This window comes from Acidovorax sp. GW823-FHT01C06 (assembly GCF_058798375.1).
Genome location: NZ_JBXAKN010000001.1, coordinates 1,003,688 through 1,020,141, shown reverse-complemented (window position 1 = coordinate 1,020,141; position 16,454 = coordinate 1,003,688). Strand labels below are relative to the sequence as shown.

The window sequence follows — 16,454 nt, the reverse complement described above, 5'->3', positions numbered from 1 at the left end:
AGACCGACATAAAAAAACCCCGGCTTACCGGGGTTCTTTTGGAGAGACTTCTTTACATAGTTCTGCCAGCAGGCAGACCATTGTTCAGATTGTTCGAAACCTCAAGGACATATGTTAGGCGCAATTCCACCTGTAACTGTAATCGAAACCTGACGCGTCACCGATGTTACACCTCGTTTCGCAGTGACGAGGAATTTATGCGTCCCGCAACTACCCAAATCTGGCGCCAACGGATCTGACAAATCAGGCCGCTCAGGTGTACCACTGACAAAACCGTTCGCCCCCGCAGTACCGCTACGCAACCAAGCCGGCAGGCCAGAAAACTCCCAAGTAACGCCGCTGACCGAGGCAGAGAATGCATAGATATATGCCTCACCAGCCGTCGCATTAGGCAAGGGGCAAACCACATTAGCGTCACCACTACACCCATTGACAGTAAAATCCTCTGGATTAATTGGCAAATGCTCACCCACCAACTTCAATGCCATATCTACTGTCACACTGGCACCATTTGCATCAAGAACCGTCGCTCTGACGCTGTAAGCACCCTGAGGAGCCTTTGGTGTACCGCTAATGATGCCTGAGCTGTCAGCCACCAATCCTGCAGGCAAACCGGTTACCGTCCACTTATAGGGTGGAACTCCTCCTTGAGCGACCAATGCAAAAGTGAACGGCACTCCATTTGTCAATGTACCCAAATCTTCCTGAGTGATAGTCAAAGGTGCAGCGGCCACAGTATTCACGACATCGACCTGCTTAAGAGCAGAAATCGGGTCCTGGATACCATTTGCCACATTATTATCAAACCGGTCTGTCGTAAATTCCAGCACGATAGGACCAGCAGTCACACCGCTGGATAATGAAAACAGGGCGACTCCTCCTGTAGTCATCAACTGCAACACTCCCCCCGATTGACTGTCGGCGATCAGGCGTGCCCCCGCTGCAGCCCCCAACGAAGAACGGATGCTAACTTGGACATTTGCACTCCCCGAACTAGGGATTGGTTGATTGGCATCATCCATTACAAATGCTTGCATGGCCACGCTGTTACGAATATTATTTAAATTATCCCTTGCACCCAAGTAACCAGGTGCCTGAGCGATACCAATCACGCTGGCTGCCTTTTGTGTTGCTTGGCCAACCACAATATTCACGCTTGCACTATAAACACGATTATCACGTGGATCGGTTACGGAGCAGGTAATTCGTGCCGTGCCCGCTTGATCTCCTGCGTGAAAATGAAAGGAATTCCCCCCCGAATTCGAACCCAGTGTGATATTTCGATATGCCGCAGGAACTTTAACCTTCCCACCCTTTCCATCATCAACCTCTGTTTCATGCTCGTCCTCGCCATCCAAGTAATACAGCGAACCCGAATCAAGACCGCCCGCAACATTACAACTAAAAATATCCTCACCACCAGGAATTGGCATACTACCTTTACGAGCCTCAATATATAGGGGGGTAGTAAAAGGCCGGTATGCTCCGATTCCCGGACCTACATTTGCAATATTAACAGGCAATTGGATTTTCTCAGCACGAAGCGTGATGCTATAGTTTTCTTGCGTCGTGCCAGGACTACCACCGCCACCGCCGCAAGCAGAAAGCACCGTCACTAATGAAATAGCTAAGAATTTGACATTATTTCGCATTGGCAATCCCTTCATAAATTCTGATTAACGAGCAGCAGCGCGCTCAGTAATAATTTTCGGTGTAATAAATATTAACATCTCTTGCTTGTTAGCTTGTTTTGTTTTGGTCTTGAATAAATTACCAACCCCGGGAATATCCCCAAGAAATGGAACCTTGGCCTCCGCATCGTCTTCAAAGAGCTCAAAAATACCACCGATTACGACCGTGCCACCATTCTCAACCAAGACTTGAGTTTTAATATGCTTAGTATTAATGGCTCGCACATTTTGTAAAATTTCACCCGGGCTATCTTTGTTTACATCGAGATCAAGAATAATATTTCCTTCGGGTGTTATTTGCGGGAGCACCTCTAACTTCAAAACAGCCTTCTTGAATGCAATCACGGTACCGCCGTTAGGGGCGGTCACTGGATAAGGAAATTCCGTACCCTGCTCTATAGAAGCTTTAGTTTGATCGGCCGTAACAACCCGAGGGCTGGAAACAATTTTACCCTTACCATCCGCCTCCATGGCTGATATTTCAAGATTCAAAAATCGATTAGCTGCAGAGTTAAAGATTGATATTGCAAAACTTGCGGGATCAAATCCACCTTGTGCTTGTGCAGGTAGATTGACAAAGTTACCTAATGTATTAGCAGTACCACCAGCGCCAGACGACGCAACAGCATTGCTGTAGCTAGTGCCGAAGGCGACACTATTACCACCACCAAGGTTGTACCCACCACTTCCACCACGATTTGCGCGCAGGTCTGCTCCCCCCAAGCGAACGCCCAACGAGCGCCCAAAAGTATCGGAAGCCTCGACAATTCTTGCCTCAATCATCACTTGCCGAACAGCAACATCCAGAGTCAATAGCAACTGGCGGACTTCTTCCAATTTGCTAGCAGTATCAGTCACGAACAACTGATTGGTTCTGGGCTCAGCAATCGCACTGCCTCTCTCAGAAAGAAATCTATTTGATGTGCCACCCGCCCCTCCTCCGCTACTTGAGGCAGATAATTGCGTGATCATATCCACTGCCTTGGCATAGTTCATTTGAAAGGCCTGAGTCCTCAACGGTTCCAGCTTCTGAATCGCCAACGCAGCTTCGTAGTCCTTCTTAGTCCGATCATCAATTTCATCTTTTGGGGCAATCCACAAAACCGTTCCTGATTTACGCATGCCAAGGCCCTTGGCGTCCATGATGATTTGCAGTGCTTGATCCCAAGGCACATCTTTGAGACGGAGAGTTAGCGAGCCCGACACGGTGTCCGAGGTCACAATATTGAAATTCGTAAAATCAGCTATCACCTGCAAAAGCGAACGAACTTCAATATTCTGAAAGTTAAGAGACAACTTTTCTCCACTGAATCCAGGGCCTTGAGTAAGCTTGTTCAGGTCCACTTTCTTTTGGCGAATCTCAATTACAAACTGGCTATCACTTTGATATGCACTGTGCTCCCAATCGCCAACGGGATCGATCGTCATCCGCACTCTTTCACCTTGCTGCACGGTCGTAATGGCTTGCACAGGCGTACCAAAATCACCTACATCCAAGCGACGGCGCAGACCTTCCGGCAAAGAAGATTTCAGGAAATCGACGACCAAGCCCTTGCCCTGTTGGCGTATATCAACCCCAACCTGACTGGATGGAAGCATCACGATGACCCGTCCGGAGCCATCGCTTCCTCGCCTGAAATCCACGTCTTTTAATGTTTGAATATCACTATTTGTAGGATCCGAAAACGTTAGCGCCTGAGTAGGCTGGGATGCGGAATACGCTGAAGGAGGTGTTGCCAAAGAAATCAACAACGAGCTTCCTTGGATTTCAGCTTGATAGGATGTCGATTGCTTCAAATTAAGAACAACCCGAGACCGATCGCCAGCTTGAACCACATTGACAGATTTTACATTCCCCTGACCGACTTCGATATTGTTTTTTCCGATTGCATTCGATGCACCAGGAAAATCTAGGGCAATGCGCGGAGGCGTTTGAATCGCAAAGCCTGTTGGGATTTCTTTAAGAGGTTTCGCAAAATCAATACGTATGACGTCCACACCGTTTTGCACGCTCCCCGTCACAGAACGAATAACAGTATCTGCAAGAACCTCAAGAGGGGCCAGAATAGCGATTGAGAACCCAATCGCAATTCGGCAGATTTTTACTATGTAAGCTTTCGAGTATTTCATTTTTTGCCCTCTTGCAGATCCAGCGAAACTGCGCGCTCAATCCAGTCACCTGTGGCGTCCTGCACGATCTCTCGCAGTTGAATTGAATTTTCGGTAATTTTTGTTATTTTCCCGTAATTTTGCCCGAGATAATTCCCAACTCGTACCTGATAAAGTAACTTGTCAACCTTTAAAAGTGCAGTGGGCATTCCTTTTTTATCCAGGCTACCGACCATGGCCATGACATCCAACGGATAAGCCTCGAGCGGCTCTTTTCGTCTAGCCATCTCTGGCGCGATGAGAGCGGCGTTTGAGGTAGATTGCGTAGACTCCCGGCGTAACGCCTGCGTCAATTTCACCGCGTTAAAAGGCTCCACGCCCGAATCCATCGAATAGGCCTGAGGAATGAATTGCTTCGGTTCGGTCAACGGAGTAATGCGAGGCTTGGTTGTCGCGCGCAATTCAGACATCCATTGGCGCAACTCTTCGTCGCCCGATGATCCACAGCCGCTCAATAATAAAGAGACGAAAACCAACCCAGTCAGTTTATAAAACGTCATTTTTTATTAGCCTTTATCGCCTGCTTCTGAGCCTGAATTTCTTCGGGATCAAGATACCTGAAAGTACGCGCCGTCGCTTCCATTGTCAGGACTCCGCTACCATCCTTTGCGACAGGAGCTATTGATATATTATTAAGAGTGACAATTCGAGAAAGATGAGCGATATCCGATGCGAACGCTCCCATATCATGGTACTTCCCCGTGACCCGCACCTGGATTGGTAACTCGGCGTAATACTCCCTTGCGACCACTTGCCCCGGTCGAAACAGATCGAACTGCAAGCTCCGACCAAGCCCCGCCTGATTGATATCGGACAAGAGCGCAGCCATCTCAGCCTTACTAGGCAACTGCTTCTCAAGCTGAATCACGTATTGCTGCACCTGCTCTCTTTGTCGCTTCAATGCCTCCAAGCTCACCGCCTTAATCAATTTAGATTGATAGTCCTGACGAAGAGCTTGCTCCTTCGCCACTTCAGCAGTGAGCTCCACCTCATACTCATTGATTTTTACGAACCATGAGATAGTTGCTACAGCCGCTGCAATAAAGAAGCAAAGTAGCACCTTAGGGACTACCGGCCACAACGAAGGATCTTTAGGGTCCAGGTTTCGAAATTGCCTAGAAAGACCGTCCTGCAGAGCAACGAAATCAATATTTGCCTTTGATTTTTTTGCCATGTTTATTTCCCAATCGCGGCGCTGGCAGCGTCTTTTGCTTTTTGCGCTTCCCCGGTGCGCATCAGCCGGAAGCGCAGATTAAAGGATGAGACCCGACGCTGATCCTTGGAGGAAAGCGCAACGTTACTTGCCACAATCTCCACCAGTTCCGGCTTCGACAACCAAGGGGTGTTATCCGTGAGATTGCGGAGCATTTCAGAAACACGCTCATTGGATTGAGCGACACCTTGCATGGCAATGACCTGTTCAGTTTGCTTGATGCTGGTCACATACGCACCCTCCGGTATCTGGCGCACAAGCTCATTGAGCAAATGAACGGGCAGATTGCGGTCAGATTGGAGATCTTCCACAGCTTTTTGCCTGGCCCGCAGAGCAGCAATCTCATCTTCAATCGTCGCGATCTCCTTGATCTGCCCTTCAAGAACTTTAATTTCGCTCTGCAAGAATGTATTTCGCTCCTGCTGAGCTGTGATCATCGTCTGAAACCACCAGTAAATCGAACCTGCAATAGCCAAACCGATGAGAAATGATGCAAACATCGTGGCCTGAAAGGCCTCTTTTCGACGTTTGCGCGCAGCTTCCCGGTGAGGAAGTAAGTTGATCAATATCACTGCAGGAACCTCCGCATGGCCAGACCGCATGAGGTCAGATACGACGGTGCTTCACGCACCATTTTTTTCAAACGAACGGAACTTCCAATTTCCATGCCGTCAAATGGATTGACGGCGCTGCACGCGAATCCGGTCTGCTGGGTCACTGCTTCTGTAAGGCCTGGCAATGGCGCAGATCCTCCGGCCAACATGATGTGATCAACGCGGTTGTGGGGTGTACTCGTGAAGAAGAACTGCAATGCCCGGCCAATTTCTTGTGCCATGCTGTCTACAAAGGGCCGAAGGACGGCAGATTGATAATCTTCAGGAAGGTCACCATTTCGCTTCTTGCTTTCGGCCTCTTCGATGGAGAACCCGTACTGGCGAACAATCAGTTGTGTAAGTTGCGCCCCACCAAATGCTTGGTCGCGGTCGTAAAGAACTTCCTCGTTGCGAATGACCTGCATGCTCGTGGTCAGGGCACCCACTTCAAAAAGTGCGACCATGGCATCCACCCCCTTCTTCGGCAACGCTTCAATAAGGCGGCCAGCAGCCAGACGGGACGCATGGGATTCAATGTCCACCACTACCGGCTTGAGCCCAGCTGCCTCCGCCAGACCTTGCCGGTCCTGTACCTTCTCGCGGCGCGACGCGGCAATGAGGACGTCCACATCGCCAGGAGCGTTCTTGCTGGGCCCGATGACGCAGAAGTCCAGACTCACTTCGTCGAGTGAGAAGGGAATGTATTGATTGGCCTCGGACTCGACCTGAACTTCGAGTTCCTGCTCTGTCATCCCGCCTGGCAGCGTGATCTTCTTGGTGATGACAGCCGACGGCGGCAGCGCCAAGGCGACGTTCTTCGTGCGCGTGCCGCTTTTCTTGACCAGTCGGCGCAGGGCATCAGCGACCTCATCGAACTTCTCGATATTGCCATCGGTGATCCACCCGCGCTCCAGCGGCTCGATCGCACAGCGCTCCAGCACCAGACTGCCCGCCTTATCACGCCCCAGCTCGACCAGTTTGACGCTGGAAGAACTGATGTCGATTCCCAGCAGCGGCGCAGACTGGCGACTGAACAAAGACCCCATTGAGCTCAAGATTGGTCCCCTGTAACTTGCCAAAATGAGGCAACAAAACTTAACACTTCACATGAATGCTATCAGTAAGATAGTTCTCCAGCAAAGATTTTTCCCCGCGTAACACTTGCGGAGCGTTGCCAAAAGCAGACGAATTTTTCGCGCTTTGCAAGACCGTTTGGGGAGGGTGGCGCGCCTTTTGGCGACCTGCTCATCGCACGGCGCTGCGATTTTCCGTGCTCAGGAGCAGACATTTTTATAATGGGGGGTTCCTACCCCTCCGGAGCGATATGCCGCCCTCTCCATCGAAGTCCACCGACAAGCCGGACTCCTCCCCCGCTCCCCACCGTCCCACCTGGCTTCGTTGGTTCCTGCGTGCAATCCTCTGGTTCGCAGGCTTGGCAACTGCAGCCGCTTTCGGGCTGGCGCTGACCATCGCCGTGGCCCTGGCCGTCGCCTACCCGAACCTGCCGGACATTTCCGATCTCGCCGACTATCGGCCCAAGCTTCCCCTGCGGGTCTATTCAGCGGAAGGTGCTTTGCTCGGCGAATTTGGGGAAGAGCGCCGCAATCTCACCCCCATTGGAGAAATCCCCAAGGTCATGAAGGACGCAGTATTGGCCATTGAGGATGCCCGCTTCTTTCAACACGGCGGCGTTGATTACAAGGGCGTGGTTCGCGCTGGCCTCGCCAATCTGGGCCGCGTGAAAAGCCAGGGAGCATCCACTATCACGATGCAGGTTGCACGCAATGTTTACCTCTCTTCAGAGAAAACATTTACACGCAAAATTTACGAAATCTTACTGACATTCAAGCTAGAGCATTTACTGAGCAAGGATCAGATTCTTGAAATTTACATGAATCAGATTTATCTCGGCAATCGCGCTTATGGATTTGCGGCGGCCTCGGAGGCGTATTTTGGCAAGCCATTGAAAGCCGTGTCGGTGGCGGAGGCTGCCATGCTGGCCGGCCTGCCCAAGGCGCCCTCCGCGTACAACCCGATCAGCAATCCGAAACGGGCGCGCTCCAGGCAGTTGTACATCATCGAGCGCATGGAGGAGAACGGATTCATCACAGCCCAGCAGGCTACGGACGCCAAGAAGGAAGAACTCAAAATCCGGTCAGGACCGGACAGCACCCGGATCCATGCGGAGTACGTCGCCGAGATGGCGCGCCAGCTGATCTTCACTCAGTATGGCAACGAGGCCTACACACGGGGATTGAATGTCTACACGACCCTCAACGCGGCAGAGCAGGAAGCTGCCTATGGGTCGCTGCGCCGGGGCATCATGGACTACGAGCGGCGACAGCAGTACCGGGGGCCGGAGAAGTTCGTGGCCTTGCCCACTGCAGCCCAGGAGGTCGAGGATGCCATTGACGACGCATTGGCCAATCACCCGGACAACGGGGATGTCCTCTCCGCCGTCGTTCTGGAAGCCTCTCACCGCAAGATCATTGCGGCCCGAGCCAACGGCGACAACCTCGAGATCACCGGCGACGGCCTGAAGCCCGCGCAGTCGGGCCTCAGCGACAAGGCACCGCCGAACATCAAGATTCGCCGAGGTGCGGTGATCCGGGTCGTGAAGACCCCCAAGAACGCCTGGGAGATCACACAACTGCCTGAAGTCGAGGGCGCGTTCGTGGCCCTGGACCCGCGCAGCGGAGCCATCCGGGCCCTGGTGGGTGGGTTTGACTTTGACAAGAACAAGTTCAATCACGCGGCCCAGGCGTGGCGCCAGCCGGGGTCTAGCTTCAAGCCCTTCATTTATTCCGCGGCGCTGGAAAAGGGGTTCACGCCCGCTACGGTCATCAATGACGCCCCGCTGTTCTTTGACGCCGGCGTCACGGGCGGCCAGCCGTGGGAGCCCAAGAACTACGACGGAAAGTACGACGGGCCGATGAGCATGCGCACCGGCCTGGCCAAGTCCAAGAACATGATCTCGATCCGGATCCTGCAGGCCGTGGGCCCCAAGACGGCCCAGGAATGGGTGTCGCGTTTTGGCTTCGATGCGGAAAAGCACCCGGCCTACCTCACGATGGCCCTGGGCGCCGGTTCGGTCACGCCGCTGCAGATGGCGACCGCCTATTCCGTGTTCGCCAATGGCGGATACCGTGTGAATCCCTGGCTGATCGCCAAGGTCACGGACCACAAGGGCCGCGTGATCTCGGAAACCACGCCACCGGTGACCAGCGAGCAGCCCCGTGCCATCGACGCCCGCAACGCCTTCATCATGAACAGCCTCCTTCAGGAGGTGACACGGTCCGGCACCGCCGCGCGCGCGCAATCCACGCTCAAGCGCCCGGACCTTTACGGAAAGACCGGCACCACCAATGATTCGGTCGACGCCTGGTTCGCCGGCTACCAGCCTACCATCGCCGCCGTGACCTGGATTGGTTACGACACGCCCCGCAACCTCGGAAGCCGCGAAACCGGGGGCGGGCTCAGCCTGCCAGTATGGATCAATTTCATGGAACGGGCGCTCAAGGGTGTGCCGGTCATGGAACCCACGGTGCCGGCTGGCGTCGTCAACGTCGGCGGGGAGTGGTTCTACGAGGAGTACGCCCGCCACAGCGGCATCTCCAGTGTGGGCATTGATGATCGCTCTGCGTCACCGGCGGTGGCCCCGCACGCACCGCCCCCGGCGGAGGAGCGAAACCGCATCCTGGACCTGTTCCGCAACTGACACGGCCGGGACTATCAGAGGCCCAGCCTGGGGGGCCGCAAGCTTGAGCCAGGCTGAGGCGGTTTCCCTAGGCCGAGAACTGCAGCGGCAGGCCCGCTTGCCGGGCTGCATCGCGGCTCAGGCAGTCAAAGAACTCTCCCGCGCCCTTGGTGTCTTGCCATGCCTGGCCATCGAAACGGTAATGGTAGCCACCGGAGCGGGCCGCCATCCAGACCTCGTGGAGCGGCTTTTGGAGATTGATCACGATCTGGCTGCGGTTGGGGAAGGTCAGCGTCACCATGCCCCCCGAGCGCTGGGCGTCTACATCGGCCTCGGTCGCGTCGTTGATGCGATCACAACTGCGCTCGACGGCCAGAAGCAGTTTTTCGGCGTGGTCCAGGAATTCAAGGTCGGTCATTACAATTTGCGCATGTTGATAGCTTCCCAAATTCTAGTCAGGACGCTTGTCCTTGCCGCCAGTACGGCGGCCCTTGCGGGCTGCGGCCAGCGAGGCCCCCTGTATCTTCCCAGCAGCCCCGCGGCTGCACAGCGCGCAACCCTTCCGCAGACCCTGACACCCAGCGTCGGCACGACCACGCCCGCCCAGGCACCGGCGGCTGCCGCGTCGCAGCCGCGTTAAGCCGCGGCGAATCGCCGGCAGGGGCCTGCGGCCCACCTGGCTGCCACTACCAATGCCGAGGTGCTTGATTTCCATCAAGGACACCTCGAAGGGTCAATCGTACAGTCCGTGCTTTATCGCACTGCAGGATGGCCATGGCCCTGGAACTCTACCGCGACAAGAATCACGCTTGTCTGATGTTCACCGACCTCATCGAGGAAGACGGCCAGGCCGTGCAGGCCAACCAGTTCCTGATCGTGGACGACGACACGGGCGCCATCATCGATCCCGGCGGCAATCTCGCTTTCAACGAGCTGTTCATGGGAATGACCAAGCATTTCCCGCCACACAAGCTGTCGTACCTGATCGCCTCGCACGCGGACCCGGACATCATTGCCTCGCTGGACCGGTGGATGACCAGCACCAAGGCAGACTTGGTGATCTCGCGCGTGTGGGAGCGTTTCGCCCCGCACTTCACCAAGGTCGGCAAGACGGAGAACCGGGTCATCGGGGTGCCCGACAGCGGCGGCCACCTGCCGCTGGGCCGCCATGAACTGGTGCTGCTGCCTGCGCATTTCATGCATTCCGAAGGCAATTTCCATTTCTACGACCCGGTCAGCCGCATCCTGTTCACGGGCGATCTGGGGGTGTCCATGATGTCCGGTGCCGAGGCACGCGTGCCGGTGACCGACCTCAAGGCGCACATCCCGCGCATGGAGGGGTTTCACCGCCGCTACATGGTCTCCAACAAGATCCTGCGGCTGTGGGTGCGCATGGCGCGGCAGCTCGATATTTCCATGCTCGTTCCGCAGCACGGCGCGCCGATCATCGGCAAGCAGGCCATCAGCGACTTCATGGACTGGATCGAGAACCTGATGTGCGGCATCGACCTGTTCGACGACCGGGCCTACCAATTGCCCACCAGCTACATCGATCCGGTGACCCGGCAGCTGCGGCCCGGGCTGGGGCGGTAGCACGGGCCGTTTGCTCGATCTTCAATAAAAACAGGGCCTGGCGCTTTACTGGCAAGCGCAGGTAGCTATATATTTTATAGCAATCGATCTAGCATCCATCCGCATTGCGTTACCGGGCCCCAGCGGCCGTCCGGCGGGGAGCCGCCGCCCCCTGCGCCGCCTGCCGCTTGCGCAGCCGGTGCCACAGCCGCCAGCCGAGCAGGGCCGCGAGCACCACCGCGTAGACCGCCACCTCGCCAAAATCGTTCTTGCCCGCGCGCATCCAGAAAAAATGCAGGATGGCCAGCCCCGCCACCGCGTACACGCTGCGGTGCAGGGCCTGCCAGCGCCTTGCACCCAGCGCCTTGATGGCGCGGTTGAACGACGTGGCGGCGAGCAGCGTGAGCACCAGCAGCGCCAGGGACCCCACCAGGATGAAGGGCCGCTTGACGATGTCGCGCACGATGTCGGCCACATCAAAGCCCATGTCGAACCAGGCGTAGCTCAGCAGGTGCAGCAACCCATAGAAGAACACGAACAGCCCCAGCATGCGCCGAAAGCGCGCGAGCTGGGGCGTGGAGGCGAGCACGCGCAGCGGTGTCACCGCCAGCACCAGGCACAACGCGCGCAGCGTCCAGTCGCCCGTGGCGCGGATCAGGGCTTCGGCAGGGTTGGCCCCCAGTTCGTTGGCGGCCGCGGCATACACCAGCCAGGCCAGCGGAAGCAGGCACAGCACGAACACCACGGGCTTGGCGGCAGGATGGAGCAGCAGTTTTCGCATGGGGGCAAGGGCCGGGCCGGGCTTTCGCCACCGGACGTGACGGCGAAGCCGGGCGGACGCGGCGGTCAGTAGAACTTCTTGAGGTCCATGCCCGCGTACAGCTGCCCCACCTGGGCTTCGTAGCCGTTGAACATCAGCGTCTTGCGCTTCTTGGCAAAGAGGCCGTCTTCGCCAATGCGCCGTTCGGTGGCCTGGCTCCATCGGGGGTGGTCCACCTCGGGGTTCACGTTGGAGTAGAAGCCGTACTCCTGTTTGGCCGCCTTGTTCCACGCCGTGCCTGGCTCCTTCTCGACAAAACGGATCTTGACGATGCTCTTGGCACTCTTGAATCCATATTTCCAGGGCACCACCAGGCGCACCGGCGCGCCATTCTGGTTGGGCAGCACTTCGCCGTACATGCCGAACGCCAGCAGCGTCAGCGGGTGCATGGCCTCGTCCAGGCGCAAGCCCTCCACATAGGGCCAGTCAAGCACGCGCGAGCCGACAAACGGCATGGTGGCCTTGTCGGCCAGCGTCACGAATTCCACATACTTGGCGCTGCCTTGCGGCTCCACCCGCTTGATCAGTTCGGACAGCGAATAGCCCACCCATGGAATCACCATCGACCAGCCCTCCACGCAGCGCAGCCGGTAGATGCGCTCTTCCTGGGCACTGAGCTTGAGCAGGTCTTCAATGCCGTACTTGCCAGGCTTCTTCACCAGCCCTTCGACTTCCACGGTCCATGGCGTGGTCTTCAGGGTGTGAGCGTTGCGGGCGGGGTCGGCCTTGTCGGTGCCGAACTCATAGAAGTTGTTGTAGGTGCTCGCGTCCTTGTAGTCGGTGAGCTTTTCCATCGAGATGGCGCCCGGCACGGTGGACTTCGCACTGGCCAGCGCCGCCAGCTTGCCAGGACGCGCGACAGTGCCCTGCTGTGCCAGCGCCTCGCGCCCGGCCCAGGCGGCCAGTGCCGCGCCCGCCGCCCCGCCGGCCATCAGCCGGAGCATCCTGCGCCGCTCCTCGTACACCGAGCGGGGCGTGATCTCGGAGGAATGCGGGTGGTTGAAACCCGGTTCGCGGGATGGAATCAGCATGGGTGTCTCCGGTGGTTCTCGGTTGAAACGGACTCTGCGATAGAGCGGAACAACTGCTAGTTCGTTCCCTGGGCCGTTCAGGTTACACCGAAGACACAATAGTTGCAGGCGCCGCCTGCCTGCCGGGCAGAGGCGTGCGGGCAGCCGCGGGCCTACAGCGTGCCGTAGCTGTGCAGCCCGCTCAGGAACATGTTCACGCCCAGGAACGCGAACGTGGTCACCGCCAGGCCGACCAGCGCCCACCAGGCCGAGACGGTACCCCGCAGGCCCTTCATGAGGCGCATGTGCAGCCAGGCCGCGTAATTGAGCCAGACGATCAGCGCCCAGGTCTCTTTCGGGTCCCAGCTCCAGTAGCCGCCCCAGGCCTCGGCCGCCCACAGCGCCCCCAGCACGGTGGCGATGGTGAAGAACGCAAAGCCCACGGCGATGGACTTGTACATCACGTCGTCCAGGATCTCGAACGACGGCAGGCGCGCCGCGATGCGCTTGCGGCCGAAGAGGATGCCCGCCACGATGAATGCCGAGATGCCGAAGTACACCATCCAGTAACTGCCGCCGTTCTCGGTGGCGCCCTGGCGGAACACGATGGGCTCGAAGCACAGCACCACGCCCAGCAGCCACAGGGGGGCCAGCTTGTACCAGCGGGTTTCGGTGGCCTGCTGCTTGATGAGGTAGGCGAACGCCACCATGGCAGCCAGCGCGAACGTGCCGTATCCGATGAAGTTGGCGGGCACGTGCAGCTTCATCCACCAGCTCTTGAGCGCGGGCACCAGGGGCTGGATCTCATGCGCCTCGCGCACCACGGTGTACCAGAGCAGAAAACCGACCGCCGCGCTCACCACCAGCATCACGAAGCCGCCCAGGGCGCGGGTGTCGTACTGCTGCTCGTAGTACAGGTAGAACGCCGCCGTCATCCAGCAGAACAGCACGAACACTTCATACAGGTTGCTCACCGGGATGTGGCCGATGTCCGGGCCGATGAGGTAGCTCTCGTACCAGCGCACCAGCGTGCCGATGAGCGCCATGGCCACGGCCACCCAGGCGATGCGCGAGCCGAGCATGCCCATGGTCCTGCCCTCGCCGCGCGAGAACATGCCGATCCAGTAGAACGCGGTGCTGATGAAGAACAGCATGCTCATCCAGAGGATGGCGGACTGGCTCGACAGGAAGTACTTGAGGCCGAACACCGTGTCCGCGCGCGCCAGGCTGCCCGCGCCGTCCTGCTGGTACAGGCCGATGGCAAAAAGCGCCACCGCCGTCACCACCAGCATCAGCACGCGCAGCGGCCGCCAGAACCAGCCCAGCCAGATGGTGCAGGGAATGGCACCCAGCAGGATGCCTTTTTCGTACACATCCATGTAGCTGCCGTAGCGCTGCAGCGCATAGAGGCCGCCCACCGCCACGATGGCCGCGAACAGCCAGTCGAACCAGTTGCGGCGGGCGAAGAACCCCTCATTCAGGGTGATCGCGGTGTTCGTGTTGCCGGTGGCGGTGTTCATGCGGTGCCTTCCGGGGCCTTGCCGGCCCCGATCAGTTTCTGTGCGAGCTGTACAAACTCCTGGTCCCCGTCCATGGTCTTGCGGTTCGTGGACAGCGCCATGGTGGCGTGGCTGCCGCCGCCCTGCGGCGCCACCCAGACCCAGACGCGGCGCTCGCGCACGTACAGCATGGCAAAAACACCGAGGATCAGCAAGGCGCAACCCAGATAGACAATGTTCTTGCCAGGGGCTCGGGCCACCTGGAACACGCTGGCCTGCACCTGGGTGAAGTCCTTGAGCTCGAACGCCAGTGGCGCGGGGTAGATCTGCGCGTCGCTGAGCGACAGCACGGCCTGGGTCATGAAGCCCCGTGTCTGTTCATCCTGCGGCAGGCGCGGCAGGCCCGCGTTCTGGCGCGACAGCTGGGCCACCTCAAACAGCGTGCCATTGAGAATGCGCACCAGCACTTCACCGGCGCGCGCGCGCTCGGCCTCCGGCACATTCGCCTCCATGAAGTCCGAGACCGCCTGCAGGCCACCGGTGGGCTTGCCGTCCACCATGCCGCGTCCGGCGAACAGGGCCAGCGCCCGCGATGCGGACTGCTGCAGCTGCTCGGCCAGATCCGTGCGCGAGGCATCGATGGCCTGCGCCACATAGCGGCGCACCGCCTGTTCGCGCGCCACCGGGTCGGCCAGCGTGGCCTTCAGGCGCATGAAGCCGTCCATGCCACCCTTGTCATCGGCCGGCACGCGAAGGTATCGGAACGGTTCCGCCGGGCTCTCGCGCACCCCCAGCAGGAACACCGGCACGCCGTCCCCCGTGTCCACGGGCAGCATGTAGTTGTGGAACTCGCGGGCCTGGCCCGCCGCGTCCCGCAGCTTGTAGCTCACGCTGGGGCCCACGTTGCGCAGCTCCTTCTTGGTCACGGTCTTGTTGGCCGCGCCCAAGCGGGACTCCACCGACTCGCGCAGGTCCACCTTGCGCACATCGACACCGGTGCCGCCCGGGCCTGCTCCGCCGAAGTTCTCGACATTGATGGTGCGCAGCGCCGTGAATTCCAGCGTCAGCGTCTCGCTGCCAGTGCCGCCGCCGTTGTTGGTCAGCTGGGTGGAATTGCCCACCACGCCCTCGACATCAAAGGCCTTGGCGCCTGCCACCATGGGTACGGCCCGCAGCTTCAGGTGCGAACCACCGTCGTCGAAGCTCGACTGGTAGATCTCGATGCCGCGGTAGCTGGCCGGGTGGTTCACCTCCACGCGCGCCGGGGTCTTCTCGCCCGTGGCCTTGTCATGGATGACGATCTCGCTGGCAAACAGCTTGGGCATGCCGGTGGAGTAGTGCTCGACGATGAATTTCTTGAGCTCGATGGCGAACGGCAGGTCCTGCAGCAGCACGCCGTCGGACTGGTTCAGGATCGCCGTGCTCGACTGCGTGCCCTCCGCCACGAGCAGGTTGCCGCGGAAGGTCGGGTTGCGCTCCGACAGGCGGTGCTCGGGCTTCACATCGGCGATCAGCCCGCCGCCCTGGTACGGGGTCTTGCCGCCCAGCAGCATCTGGGCGCGCACGATGAGGTCACCGTCCAGCAGGCCACCCACGCACACCAGCACGATGGCGCTGTGCGCCGCGATGTAGCCCAGCTTGTTGGCAGCCCCCGCCTTGGCGGCCACCATCCAGCCGGTACCGGGGCCGGCGGCCGTGTCGCGCTGCTGCAGGCGCACTTTCCAGCCGCCGCCCGCCAGCATCGTGCCGATGCGGCGCGCCTCGGCCTCGGCGGACCCGCTCAGCCCTGCCTCGGCCTTGTGGTGGAAGGCCTTGAGGCTTTGCTCCCGGATGTTTTCCTTGTAGACCTTCAGGTCGATGAGGATCTTGGGCGTGTTGCGGGCAATGCACAGCGAGGTGCTGACCACCAGGAACGCCAGGATGAGGAGGAACCACCAGGCGCTGTAGACCGCGTTGAGCTGGATGGCGCCGAACAGCTCGGCCCAGAACGGCCCGAACTGGTTGACATAGTTGACCGCCGGCTCATGCTGCTTGAGCACCGTGCCGATCACGGAGGCGATGCAGATCACCGTCAGCAGCGAGATGGCGAACCGCATCGAGGACAGCAGTTCGATCCCTGCGCGCAAGGCCTGGGAACCAGACTGGATGCGAAGGCCTTGGGTGTTGTCGGACATGGATGGAAACGTGGGC

General features: G+C 58.4%; 14 protein-coding genes. 3 read left to right on the top strand and 11 right to left on the bottom strand.

Annotated features, from left to right (window positions below):
* Window positions 1–101: 101 nt before the first annotated feature.
* Genes AC1RCS_RS04600 through AC1RCS_RS04575 form a run of 6 tightly spaced genes read right to left on the bottom strand, consistent with a single transcriptional unit; the run spans window position 102 to window position 6,721 of the window.
* A complete protein-coding gene (locus tag AC1RCS_RS04600; protein ID WP_492255513.1) occupies window positions 102–1,667 on the bottom strand; it encodes an Ig domain-containing protein in 1,566 nt (521 codons plus the stop codon).
* A 9-nt stretch (window positions 1,668–1,676) separates the two neighbouring features.
* Window positions 1,677–3,821: a type IV pilus secretin PilQ gene (locus AC1RCS_RS04595; RefSeq protein WP_492244418.1), complete on the bottom strand. Its 2,145-nt coding sequence runs from the start codon at window positions 3,819–3,821 to the stop codon at window positions 1,677–1,679.
* Window positions 3,818–4,360, bottom strand: coding sequence for a pilus assembly protein PilP (locus AC1RCS_RS04590; protein WP_492244417.1), 543 nt, complete (start codon window positions 4,358–4,360; stop codon window positions 3,818–3,820). Before AC1RCS_RS04590 ends, AC1RCS_RS04595 begins: the two co-directional genes overlap by 4 nt.
* Window positions 4,357–5,034, bottom strand: a complete 678-nt coding sequence (locus tag AC1RCS_RS04585) for a type IV pilus inner membrane component PilO (protein ID WP_492244416.1) — start codon at window positions 5,032–5,034, stop codon at window positions 4,357–4,359. The genes AC1RCS_RS04590 and AC1RCS_RS04585 overlap by 4 nt, the downstream gene beginning before the upstream one ends.
* Window positions 5,035–5,036: 2 nt before the next feature.
* Window positions 5,037–5,645, bottom strand: coding sequence for a PilN domain-containing protein (locus AC1RCS_RS04580; RefSeq protein WP_492244415.1), 609 nt, complete (start codon window positions 5,643–5,645; stop codon window positions 5,037–5,039).
* Window positions 5,642–6,721: a pilus assembly protein PilM gene (locus tag AC1RCS_RS04575; RefSeq protein ID WP_369641635.1), complete on the bottom strand. Its 1,080-nt coding sequence runs from the start codon at window positions 6,719–6,721 to the stop codon at window positions 5,642–5,644. Before AC1RCS_RS04575 ends, AC1RCS_RS04580 begins: the two co-directional genes overlap by 4 nt.
* Window positions 6,722–6,990: 269 nt before the next feature.
* Between AC1RCS_RS04575 and AC1RCS_RS04570 the strand changes: the two genes are divergently transcribed.
* Window positions 6,991–9,384, top strand: a complete 2,394-nt coding sequence (locus AC1RCS_RS04570) for a penicillin-binding protein 1A (RefSeq protein ID WP_492244414.1) — start codon at window positions 6,991–6,993, stop codon at window positions 9,382–9,384.
* A gap of 67 nt (window positions 9,385–9,451) precedes the next feature.
* Here the strand turns inward: AC1RCS_RS04570 and cyaY are convergent, their stop codons facing one another.
* A complete protein-coding gene (cyaY, locus tag AC1RCS_RS04565) occupies window positions 9,452–9,781 on the bottom strand; it encodes an iron donor protein CyaY (RefSeq protein WP_218293416.1) in 330 nt (109 codons plus the stop codon).
* A 12-nt stretch (window positions 9,782–9,793) separates the two neighbouring features.
* Here cyaY and lptM point away from each other — a divergent pair, with 12 nt between their 5' ends.
* Together lptM and AC1RCS_RS04555 are read left to right on the top strand one after the other, a co-directional pair.
* Window positions 9,794–10,003: an LPS translocon maturation chaperone LptM gene (gene lptM, locus AC1RCS_RS04560; protein ID WP_218293415.1), complete on the top strand. Its 210-nt coding sequence runs from the start codon at window positions 9,794–9,796 to the stop codon at window positions 10,001–10,003.
* A gap of 134 nt (window positions 10,004–10,137) precedes the next feature.
* Entirely contained in the window at window positions 10,138–10,956 is an 819-nt protein-coding gene (locus AC1RCS_RS04555) for an oxygen-binding di-iron domain-containing protein (protein WP_218293414.1), read from the top strand.
* A 109-nt stretch (window positions 10,957–11,065) separates the two neighbouring features.
* On the opposite strand, the gene msrQ is transcribed toward AC1RCS_RS04555, so the two are convergent.
* From msrQ to AC1RCS_RS04535, 4 genes are all read right to left on the bottom strand, one after another.
* On the bottom strand, window positions 11,066–11,716 hold the full coding sequence (gene msrQ / locus AC1RCS_RS04550) for a protein-methionine-sulfoxide reductase heme-binding subunit MsrQ (RefSeq protein ID WP_218293413.1): 651 nt from the start codon (window positions 11,714–11,716) through the stop codon (window positions 11,066–11,068).
* A 65-nt stretch (window positions 11,717–11,781) separates the two neighbouring features.
* Window positions 11,782–12,786 (bottom strand): protein-methionine-sulfoxide reductase catalytic subunit MsrP, encoded by a 1,005-nt coding sequence (gene msrP / locus AC1RCS_RS04545; protein ID WP_218340350.1) that lies wholly within the window; start codon window positions 12,784–12,786, stop codon window positions 11,782–11,784.
* A gap of 152 nt (window positions 12,787–12,938) precedes the next feature.
* Window positions 12,939–14,285 (bottom strand): c-type cytochrome biogenesis protein CcsB, encoded by a 1,347-nt coding sequence (gene ccsB / locus AC1RCS_RS04540; protein WP_218293411.1) that lies wholly within the window; start codon window positions 14,283–14,285, stop codon window positions 12,939–12,941.
* Window positions 14,282–16,438, bottom strand: a complete 2,157-nt coding sequence (locus tag AC1RCS_RS04535; protein ID WP_218340351.1) for a cytochrome c biogenesis protein ResB — start codon at window positions 16,436–16,438, stop codon at window positions 14,282–14,284. Before AC1RCS_RS04535 ends, ccsB begins: the two co-directional genes overlap by 4 nt.
* Window positions 16,439–16,454: the final 16 nt, after the last annotated feature.